The organism is Alcanivorax sp. HI0044, from assembly GCF_001634945.1.
The window spans coordinates 1-9,444 of record NZ_LWEZ01000591.1 but is presented as its reverse complement, the minus strand read 5'-3'; the positions used below and the strand labels follow the sequence as shown (position 1 = coordinate 9,444).

9 protein-coding genes are annotated in these 9,444 nt (G+C 61.4%); 5 read left to right on the top strand and 4 right to left on the bottom strand.

Going from position 1 to position 9,444, the window contains the following annotated elements; translation table 11 throughout:
• The 4 genes from A3730_RS07125 to yidD all read right to left on the bottom strand — a co-directional run.
• Window positions 1-1,349, bottom strand: a 1,349-nt coding sequence (locus A3730_RS07125; protein WP_063537798.1) for a hypothetical protein, incomplete at its 3' end; no start/stop codon positions are given.
• Window positions 1,350-1,425: 76 nt separating this feature from the next.
• On the bottom strand, window positions 1,426-3,498 hold the full coding sequence (locus A3730_RS07120) for a TonB-dependent receptor domain-containing protein (RefSeq protein WP_063520545.1): 2,073 nt from the start codon (window positions 3,496-3,498) through the stop codon (window positions 1,426-1,428).
• A gap of 199 nt (window positions 3,499-3,697) precedes the next feature.
• Entirely contained in the window at window positions 3,698-4,018 is a 321-nt protein-coding gene (locus A3730_RS07115) for a DUF2946 family protein (protein WP_156497029.1), read from the bottom strand.
• Window positions 4,015-4,296: a membrane protein insertion efficiency factor YidD gene (gene yidD / locus A3730_RS29530; RefSeq protein ID WP_082872241.1), complete on the bottom strand. Its 282-nt coding sequence runs from the start codon at window positions 4,294-4,296 to the stop codon at window positions 4,015-4,017. The genes A3730_RS07115 and yidD overlap by 4 nt, the downstream gene beginning before the upstream one ends.
• A 165-nt stretch (window positions 4,297-4,461) precedes the next feature.
• Between yidD and A3730_RS07105 the strand changes: the two genes are divergently transcribed.
• The 5 genes from A3730_RS07105 to A3730_RS07085 all read left to right on the top strand — a co-directional run bounded on the left by A3730_RS07105 (window position 4,462) and on the right by A3730_RS07085 (window position 9,135).
• A complete protein-coding gene (locus tag A3730_RS07105) occupies window positions 4,462-5,166 on the top strand; it encodes an START domain-containing protein (protein ID WP_063520542.1) in 705 nt (234 codons plus the stop codon).
• Window positions 5,167-5,326: 160 nt separating this feature from the next.
• A complete protein-coding gene (locus A3730_RS07100; protein WP_063520541.1) occupies window positions 5,327-5,998 on the top strand; it encodes an START domain-containing protein in 672 nt (223 codons plus the stop codon).
• An 81-nt stretch (window positions 5,999-6,079) separates the two neighbouring features.
• Window positions 6,080-7,381 (top strand): DUF2254 domain-containing protein, encoded by a 1,302-nt coding sequence (locus tag A3730_RS07095; RefSeq protein ID WP_063537796.1) that lies wholly within the window; start codon window positions 6,080-6,082, stop codon window positions 7,379-7,381.
• A gap of 78 nt (window positions 7,382-7,459) precedes the next feature.
• The gene (locus A3730_RS07090) at window positions 7,460-8,134 is read left to right on the top strand and encodes a FadR/GntR family transcriptional regulator (protein ID WP_063520773.1); all 675 of its coding nucleotides are present in this window, start codon (window positions 7,460-7,462) and stop codon (window positions 8,132-8,134) included.
• Window positions 8,134-9,135: a bile acid:sodium symporter family protein gene (locus A3730_RS07085; protein ID WP_063520774.1), complete on the top strand. Its 1,002-nt coding sequence runs from the start codon at window positions 8,134-8,136 to the stop codon at window positions 9,133-9,135. The genes A3730_RS07090 and A3730_RS07085 overlap by 1 nt, the downstream gene beginning before the upstream one ends.
• The last annotated feature ends 309 nt before the right edge of the window (window positions 9,136-9,444 follow it).

The following is a 9,444-nucleotide window of genomic DNA, read 5'->3' as shown; positions in this document are numbered from 1 at the left end:
TCATGATCATGTTCGTCGTGGTCATGGTCCCCGTCTTCTGCGTGTTCTTCGTGTGCACCGGCGAGGCCGGCCCAGGCCAGTGCGCCGGGGGTGAAGTTGAGGGACAGCGGGGTTTCTATGCTGCCTTCCTCCAAATGCACGACAACGATGGACTGGTTGCCGGCATCGGACAGGAAGGCATGGGCGGGTTCGCCGGCCACGGTCATGGCGACACGGCTGCCGTGACCACTGGCCGGAGGCGCGGCGGTTGCCGGATCAATGGCGTTTTCCACGTGGGCATGTTCGCTCCAGTCGGCGGTGTCGAAAATGCGCAGGTCGCCGGCGTCATCCAGTAGCACCAGGTGCTCGCCATGGGGGGCCAGGCTGTGGCTGTCCAGAGAGACGGCAGCGCCTTCTTTCCAGTCCAGTTCCTGCACGTCGCCATCATCCGGGGGGATGATCAGGATGCGATCACCAGCATAGCCAACGAAGTGTGGCATTTCGTGGTGGCTGTCGAAGCTGCCTACTCGCTCACTGCCGGTCAGTCCCAGGGCGGCGTTGTTCACGTGCTGGGCGGTGAAGTTTTCTCCGTCCTGGTGAACGATGAGCACGCCGTCGCTGCAACCGAACACGGAGTAATCTTCATTGGACCCGGCGCCATGAAGACCTGGGCAGTCCAGGCTGACGGTGCCTTCCTGGTGGTAGTGATCGTTGTGCTGATGATAGATGTCGACTTTTTCCGGCAGGCCGCTGGCGGCGGTGCGGAAGGTGGCGAGCAGTACATCGCCACGGGGTTCGGCGACACCGTGATGGGCGCTGGCCAGGGTCTGGCTGGCGACGCTGCTGGCAGTTTCCAGTGAATCATCGGTGAGAAGCTCAACCTCGGCCATGATGGCATTGCCGGCGTCACCATCATAGAACAGGGCTGCTTGCTCGCCATGGACGCGGTAGTGGGTGGGGGCCGGGCCGTTCAAAGTGCCAGTGAGGGACGGGCTGACTTCGTCCACGTGGTCGTCGTGTTGATAGAGCCCGCCATCGATGATCTGTACTTGGTTGGCGTCCCGTTGCGGGGCGAGCACGAAGCGCTTGCCTGGGCTGGTGTAGAGCGCACTGGGAGCATTATCCAGAGCCAGGTTGCCGGGCAGCAGGGCGCTCTCTTCCAGGTCATAGACGTAGAGCTGGTCGCCGGCGCCATCCCGTGAGGCGATAACCAGGCGGCCGGGGTGGGCTTCGTGGGCATGGTCGTGTTCGTCTTCTGCGCTTCCCAGAGAACTGGTGCCGGTTTCGTTACAACCGGCCATGGTGAAGGCGGCAAGCAGAGACAGGGGCAGGGCTGCGTTTTGTTTCAGGTTTTTCATCATGCGTTGCATGGTGTTCTCCATATTCGTGTTGTTGTGCCCGGCGGAGTAAAGGCGCCGGTACAAATGCCGTTAACGTTGCGGCTTATCAAAATTCAATGCGGGTACCCACGGTGACATTGCGACCTGGCTCCGGCACGGTGCTGGCGAGGAAGGAAGAGTGGTTGAATACCTCTTCGCCCAGCAGGTTGTTACCGCGCACATAGAAGGTGTAGCGCTGGTCGCCACGTAGCCGGTAGCTGAGGGTCGCGTTGACCATGTCGTAGGACGGGGTGGTTTCCTCAAAGCCTGAGATCTGGTCCTGGGCGAAGCTGCGGTAGAACTCCAGTTCGCCGTCGAAGTTGCCCAGGTAGCTGTTGAGGCGAGTGCCCAGCCGCTTGGCGGGAATGCGGGGCAGATAGCCGCCATCATCGAAGGTGGCGCGCACCGTATCACCAAAGACCGTGATGCCCACCGGGTCGATACCGTAGTAGCTCACCGAGGCTTCGGCACCGGTGAAGGTGGCGTCACGCTGGCTGTACTTGATCAGACGGAAGTCTTCGATCTGGTCGAGGGTGCGGGCATAGATGTAATTGTTGATGCGGTTTTCGAAAATGCCCAGATCAAACAACCAGTCGCCCTGGGTCTTGCGCAGGTTCAGGTTGGCGTTGAGGCTGACTTCGTCATCCAGATCGCGCTGCCCACCACCGCAGTCGCTGAGCAAGCCGCATTCGTAGGTATTGGTGGCCAGGTGGACGCCTTCTGCATAGAGCTCCTGGGCGCTGGGTGCGCGGCCAGAGTGGCCCACGGACAGCACCAGTTCATAACCGGGCACAAAGGCCCAGTTGGCTGCGCCCGAGAAAGACGCGTTGTCGGCGGTGACTTTGGCAAGCGGCTGGCCGTTGCGTTGGTCCGGTGTCTGCGTCAGGTGCTCTTGGCGGGCCCCCAATTCGAAGGACCATTGCTCGTTGAGGACATATTCTTCTACCGCAAAGACGGCAATGGATTCGGTTTCTGTCTTCGGGACGAAGGCTTCGCCACCCAATGAGCTGAAGTCGAACTGGGTGTACTGCAGGCCCACCACGCCGCGCCAGTTCCCCAGCGGTTTATGTTCCACTTCCAGCCGCGCATCGCCGCCCTTGTTGGTGAAGGTGCTGCCGATGGCGCCTTCCTCAATCTCGTGGTGGCGATAATCGGTGTGATTGCCACGGAAGCGAATGGCGGTGACCCCGGCGAACGGTTCGCGGTATTCGCCGCGGGCATCTACCCGGCGGCTGGCCAGGTCCACATAGGGGACGATCTCGCCATGGTCGTGGTCGTGATTATGGCCGCCGGTGGGGCAATCCAGGCTGGTGCCGCTGGACTGGCACTCCTCGAATTCGTGGCTGTGACCGGGCAGGCCATAGTTGTCGCGACGATAGCTGTAGGCCATGCCGAAGTAGCCCTGATCACCGATCCAGGAGGCGCCAATGCTGCCGTTGTCGCTTTCCGCATAGGTGCCGGGCACGGTGAGTTCTTCGAAGCCATTCACTTCGTAGTCGTCCGCATCGCGGCGGCTGCCTTCCACCCGGAACACCAGATTGTCGGTGGCGGAGAAGGTGAGGCCGGCGGCAGTGGCGTTCTCATCGGCCACGGTATTGGCCCGGGCTGCCACGAAACCTTCCACCTCTTCGCGGGGGCGCTGGGTGGGGATGCGGGTGTCGAGCACGTTGACAACACCGCCGCTGGCACCGCTGCCATAGAGCAGGGTGGACGGTCCGCGCAGGACTTCGATCTGGCGCGCCAGCAGGGGGTCCACTGTGACCGCGTGATCCGGGGAAATACTGGAGGCATCCAGGACCTGGGAGCCATCGTTAAGCACCCCCACACGAGGACCGCCCTGGCCGCGAATGACTGGCCGGCTGGCGCCGCCACCAAAGGTGTCACTGTGGACACCGGGTTGGTCTTTCAGGGTTTCCCCAAGGGTGTTCTGGCTCTTCTGGGTGAGGGTTTGCTGATCCATCACCGAATAGGGCGTGCTGGGGCTGTCACTGCCCAGCGGCAGGGCGGACACGTCCACTTGTTTTAGCTCGTGAGCCTGGTCTGCGGCTGCGCTGTTGTTTTCAGCGTCGGCCAATACTGCCGTGGGCGCCAACAGGGCCACGGCGACGCACCCGGTCAGGGTCTGGCGTCGAAATATCATAACTACCTCTGTCTCTAGCGTTCATGCAGGGCATGAATGAGGGCACGAGTAAAAGGGCGCAGCCGAAAAGAAAGCGGCTGGCCGGACTCGTGCCGGAAACACGTTTGTTGCTGATCGCAGGCAGGCGCAGCAGGCCCGGCTCTCATGGAGAGGGGGCAAAAGGCGATGCGCCAGTATGATCAGTGATCAGTAACGGGAGTCAGGCAGAGACAGGGGGGCCGCGGGGCGGGTAGGGATTGCGCTTGCTGCGGAGCACCACGGTGGTGGCGGGCGCGAGCGGAACGGGTTCGGTGCGTTTTGTGACCGGAGTACTGTAATCGCTGGGCAGTGCCAGCATGCCATGGCCGTGGGTACACACCTGGCAATCAGCGGAAGCCAGCAGCTCCTTGGCGGGGCTGTGTTGGCCTGCGTCGATGTGGGCCGGGGCGTGCCATGCCAGCAGCAGCTGGGCACAGAACAGGCCGAGTACCAGAGACAGTGACAGGCCGCGATGGTAGCGGTTCAGCATGGCGGGGATCATGGTGATGTCCCCCCGCTGTGTTCACCGCATGACGGTGTGCATTGGTGCTGTTCCGGGTCGGGTTCGGTGCCGGGCACATAGTCAAAACCGCCCGGGTGCCAGGGGTGACACTTGCACAGTCGCTTCGCCGCCAGTGCGCTGCCGCGCAGGCTGCCATGGGCAACTACCGCCTGCCGGGCGTATTCCGAGCAGGTGGGGTAGAAGCGGCATTGATTGCCTATCCAGGGGCTCAGCACCTTCTGGTACAGCCAGATGGCGCCAAGCAGAAGCGATTTCACGTGACCCGTTCTGCCTGTCGCAAGTTGTAAAAAATGCATGATATAGCCATCGCGTGGGGAGATACCAGTGCTGTTCCATGGTCCTAACAGCCACCGTGATAAGAAAGTGTTGCGATTTCATGATGATGCAACGCTAAAGCAGCCTCAGGGCAACAAGGAGAGACCATGAGCAAAGTGACAGGATGGACCCGCCCGGTACGCGTATCAGCATTGGCCGTGACCTTGATGTTATCCGCCGGTTCCATGGCGGCAGACTGGGAAACCGTGAATGAAGGCAAGGCCCGCACGGACATCAATACCTACGATAAAGCCATGAAAGACAGCCCGGTGAAAGCGTTCCGGGGTGTCACCGAAGTGCAAGCGCCGGTACTGAGTGTACTGGCGGTGATGGCGGATAGCAGTGCCTGCGCGGACTGGTTGTATCAGTGCCAGTCACTGGAGTTACGCGATAACGACCAGGCCTATATCCGTTTCAAGGGCATCTGGCCGGCCAAGGATCGTGATGCCCTGATCCAAACCCAGACCACCCAGAATGAGGAAACCGGTGCCATTACCCTGGCCTCCCATGCCGTGGATGGCGAGCCGGAGCACGAGGGTTATGTGCGGGTTGCGGCGCTGGAAGATCAGTTTGTGCTGACGCCGCTGGATAACGGTTGGACACGCATCGAATTCGAAACCTTTATCGATCCGGGCGGCAATGTGTCCTCGGTGGCAAACGTGATTTCCCACAAGGCGCCCCAGGAAACCCTGCAGGGGCTACGTGAGATGGCCAGCAACGAGACCTACCAGAATGCTAAGCTGGACCAGGCCCTGAAGCGTTACCCGGAATTGAAAGGCATGGATCTGCCGCAGAGCCATCAGCCAGAGTGAGAAAAATATCCGCCTTGAATTGCCCTCGGCAACGCCGGTAATTGGGGCCAATCCCCCGGCTGGCGGTTGCTTCCCTGTGCGCGGGCAGCATACTGCGGCCAGCGTTTTGGATGTTGTATTCCTGTTGAAAACAAGAGTAAGGAGAAGACCATTGCGAGCGATGTTTGTGGCATTGTTGTTGGCCCCTCTGGTGCTGGTGAATCCGGCCTGGGCGGCAAACTGGAAAACCAATCATGAGGGTGAGGCCCGGGGCGATGTGACCACGTATGTGCGCGATGTTTCCAATAGCCCGGTAAAAGCCTTCAAGGGCATTGTCGAAGTGAAGGCATCCGCCACCTCGGTGTTGGCGGTGATTACCGCCGTGGACACCTTCCCGGAGTGGATCTTCCAGAACCAGGGCGCCAAGCGGCTGTCGGTGGAAAGCCGTGAAGAAATTCACATGCGCTTTCACGGTATCTGGCCGGTGTCGGATCGGGATGTGGTGCTGGCCAATACGCTGAGCCAGAACCAGGACACCGGCTCGATCACCCTGCACAGCGTGAATGCCGAAGGCGTGCTGGGAAAGCAGGATGGCTTCGTACGTATTCCCGCGCTGGATAACCAGTTCATCATTACTCCCATGGACGATGGTTGGGTGCGGGTGCAGTTTGAAACCTTCGTGGATCCGGGCGGCAGCGTGCCGGTGTGGCTGGCGAATCTGGTGGCGACCAAGGCGCCACTGGAAACCCTGCAGGGGTTGACGGTCCAGCTGGAAAAGCCGCGCTTTGCCAGTGCCACCCGGAAAGATTTGCCGCCACTGCCGGGGATGGACAAACTGTCACTGGAAGACTGATTCCCCCGGTCTCTGCCCGGGGGCGTTCATAAGCGTGGCGCACCCGGGTAATCCGCCCGGGCAAGGATGCGAGGGCGAGCCATGGTGCTGGCACGGTTTCAGCAATGGTATACCCAGTTACGTTCCAGCATGTGGTTGCTGCCGGCCTGCTTTCTGGTCGGGGCGTCGCTGCTGGCCTTTATCCTGACGGCCATCCCCGGTGAGCTTCCGGATGCCAGCGAACACTGGTGGGCCTACCTGCTGGCGGTGAATCCGGAAGGCGCCAGTGCGGTGTTGACCACCATCGCCGGTTCCATGATTACCGTGGCCGGCGTGACCTTCTCTATCACCATGCTGGTGTTGGCCCAGGCGGCCAGCCAGTATTCTCCCCGCCTGTTACGCGATTACATGGCCGATCGCATCAATCAATTGACGCTGGCCGTGATTGTCGGTGTGTTCGCCTACTGTTTGCTGGTGCTGCGCAGCCTGCCTGCGGATTCGCTGTTGTTGGGGCATGGCCTTGCCGTGATGGTGGCGTTGCTGGGGGCTTTCGTGGGCCTGGCGCTGCTGATCTATTTTATTCACCACATTGCCAGTTCGATCCAGGTATCCCAGGTGGTGGCGAAAATCACCGAAGACACCCAGGCCGCGATCGCCCAGCGCTACGATCAGGCGTTCGGGCGTGTCGCCGAGAACCCGGCGGCGTTGCGGGCCGAGGCGGTGATGCCGGAGATGGATGGCGACGCTTCAGGCCATAAACCGGCAGGCCACACGCTGGCGGCCCCGCTCACCGGGTTTGTGCAGCAGGTGTACCTGAACGGCCTGGTCAAGGAAGCCGATGCCCAGGGGCAGGTGGTTACCATGCGTGTGGCGGTGGGCGAGTTTGTGGTCCAGGGGCAGCCATTGCTGTACCTGCATGGGCCGGGCTGGGACGAAGAGCGCTGTGCGGCCTTGTTGCGTTGCTATGTGATCAACCGCCATCGCACCATCGAGCAAGACCCGGCTTTCGGTATTCGGCAGCTGGTGGATATCGCCATCAAGGCGCTGTCGCCGGGGATTAACGATTCCACCACCGCTGAGCAGTGTGTGCTGTATCTGGGCGCGGTGATTGCCGACCTGTCCGGGCGACATATGCCGGAACCGTTTCGGCGAGTGAACGGGCAGCTGCGGCTGCAATGCCAGCAGCGAGACTTTGCCGACTATGTGGACGCCGCATTTGCGCAGATCGCCCGCAATGCCCGGGGCAATCTTGCGGTGCTGGCCACGCTGGGGAGTTCGCTGGCGATGCTGGAACGTACCGTGCCGGCAGAGCGGCTGGGGCCGATACAGCAGCAGCGACGCCACTGGGCTATGCAGGTGCGTGAGAGCCTGTCGCGGGAGGACCGGCTGACCCTGAAGATGTGAAAGGGGCGGGCTCAATAGGTCGGCTTGAGTGCGCGCCATATTCATGGGATGATTTCCTTAAATTCATAGGATGACCATATGAATAAAGCAAAATTACCCCGTCTTTCTCTGGTGGACAGCGCCGTGGCTGAGTTGCGCAGCGCCGTGGCGCGCGGTGAATGGCCGGTGGGTGAACGTATCCCCACCGAGCCCCGGCTTAGCGAGCAATTCGGTGTGGGCCGCAACACGGTGCGTGAAGCCGTGCGGGTACTGGTCCATGCGGGGCTGCTGGAAACCCGGCAGGGCGACGGCACCTATGTGCGTGCCCGGCTGGACCCCGCCGAAGCATTACGGCGGGTGGAGCGCAGCACCCTGCGCGACCAACTGGAAATGCGGGTGGCGCTGGAGGCAGAAGCCGCCCGGCTGGCGGCCCAGCGCCGTGATGGTGCGGATCTGGACGCCATGCGTATGGCGCTGGCAACTCGCGGCGCGGCGGGGCAGAACCTGCCCCTGCGCATTCAGCATGACCGTGATTTTCACCAGGCGATGATTGCGGCGGCCCACAATCGCGCGCTGGCGGAACTGTACCGTTATTTCAGTGAAGCGGTGTCTCGCACCATTGCGCGCACGGAATACGATGACTCCCTGCCGGAGCCCGGCCAGCAAGACCATGAAACCCTGCTGGCGGCTCTGGAGCGGGGCGATGCGGATGCCGCCGAGCGTCAGGTTCGGGCCATGCTGGCGCCTGCGCTGGCGGCGTTGCAGGCGCCCTGATGATGGGCCTGCTGCGCCGGCTGGATGGTTTCACGCTGCTATTGTTGATGGTGATCGTCGCTGCCACGGTGTGGCCGGCTAGTGGTGGTTTGGCGGAGGGGTTGTCGCAGCTGTCCACGCTGGCGGTGGCGGTGCTGTTCTTTGTGCACGGGGCTGCGTTGTCCCGTAAACAGGTGCTGGCCGGGGCCATGCATTGGCGGCTGCATTTGTTTATTTCTTCGCTGACCTTCGTGGTCTTCCCACTGGCGGTTTTGCCGGTGTCGTTGCTGGCGCCGCAATGGATCCCGCCAGAGCTGGCGTTGGGGTTTCTGTATTTGGGAGTGTTGCCGTCCGCAGTATCGTCGTCCATTGCGTTTACCGCCATGGCGCGGGGCAATGTGCCCGCTGCGGTGTGCAGTGCTGCCGCCTCCAATGTGTTCGGCATGATGCTCACCCCCTTCCTGTTGATGCTGATGGTGTCCGCCAGTGGTGATGGTGCCTTTGATGTGACCGGGGCGCTGAAAGGCATTGTGTTGCAGTTGTTGCTGCCGTTTGCCCTGGGGCAGTTACTGCGCCCGAAGCTGGTGGGGCTGTTGTCGCGCTGGCCCGGCTTTGTTGGCCGTTACGATCAGGGCGTGATTATGTTGATCGTGTATGTGGCCTTTTCAGAATCAGTGAACGAGGGGTTGTGGCAGCAGTTGCCGGTGGCGTCGTTGTTGCTGGCGGTGGGCTTGTGCCTGTTGTTGCTGGCACTGGTGATCGGCTTGTCCATGCTGCTGGCGCGGCGTTTGGGCTTGAGCCTGGCGGATGAAATCGCGGCGGTGTTTTGTGGTTCGAAGAAAAGCCTGGCGTCCGGCTTGCCCATGGCCAAGGTACTGTTCGTGGCCAATCCCGGTTTCGGCATGATCGTGCTGCCGATCATGTGCTACAACCAGATCCAGATTCTTTGCGGGGCGTTCCTGGCCGGGTATTACCGGCGCAAGGTTGAGGCGCAGCCTGAGAGCCTTGGTGGGGTATCCTGAGCATGGGTTTGTCGGATTACGGCCTTCGGCCTCTCTGTGCCCTTGGGTAAATACGACCTTGTGTCTCTCCGGCGGAAGGATTTGCTACCCTTCCGCCACTGCTGGCGGGCAACCCGTATTCGACCTGAGGCCCTGAGCCTGTGATGTAGATAGGTCCCGCCAGCATTTCTCTCAAAACTTGAACGGTATCCGAGCCCTTCGTTGACCGGATGAGGCTGCACGAACAAGGAGAAGTGGAGAGATGGCTACCATCGGTATTGATGTCAGTAAGAAAAAGCTCGATCTGTGCTGGTTGCGTGATGCGCAGGC

Bases quoted from the DNA above. Each gene is read 5' to 3' on its own strand.
- A3730_RS07105 (WP_063520542.1), top strand. From the start codon at position 4,462: ATGAGCAAAGTGACAGGATGGACCCGCCCGGTACGCGTATCAGCATTG.
- A3730_RS07085 (WP_063520774.1), top strand. From the start codon at position 8,134: ATGATGGGCCTGCTGCGCCGGCTGGATGGTTTCACGCTGCTATTGTTG.
- A3730_RS07115 (WP_156497029.1), bottom strand. From the start codon at position 4,018: ATGATCCCCGCCATGCTGAACCGCTACCATCGCGGCCTGTCACTGTCT.
- A3730_RS07120 (WP_063520545.1), bottom strand. From the start codon at position 3,498: ATGATATTTCGACGCCAGACCCTGACCGGGTGCGTCGCCGTGGCCCTG.
- A3730_RS07100 (WP_063520541.1), top strand. From the start codon at position 5,327: ATGTTTGTGGCATTGTTGTTGGCCCCTCTGGTGCTGGTGAATCCGGCC.
- A3730_RS07090 (WP_063520773.1), top strand. From the start codon at position 7,460: ATGAATAAAGCAAAATTACCCCGTCTTTCTCTGGTGGACAGCGCCGTG.
- A3730_RS07095 (WP_063537796.1), top strand. From the start codon at position 6,080: ATGGTGCTGGCACGGTTTCAGCAATGGTATACCCAGTTACGTTCCAGC.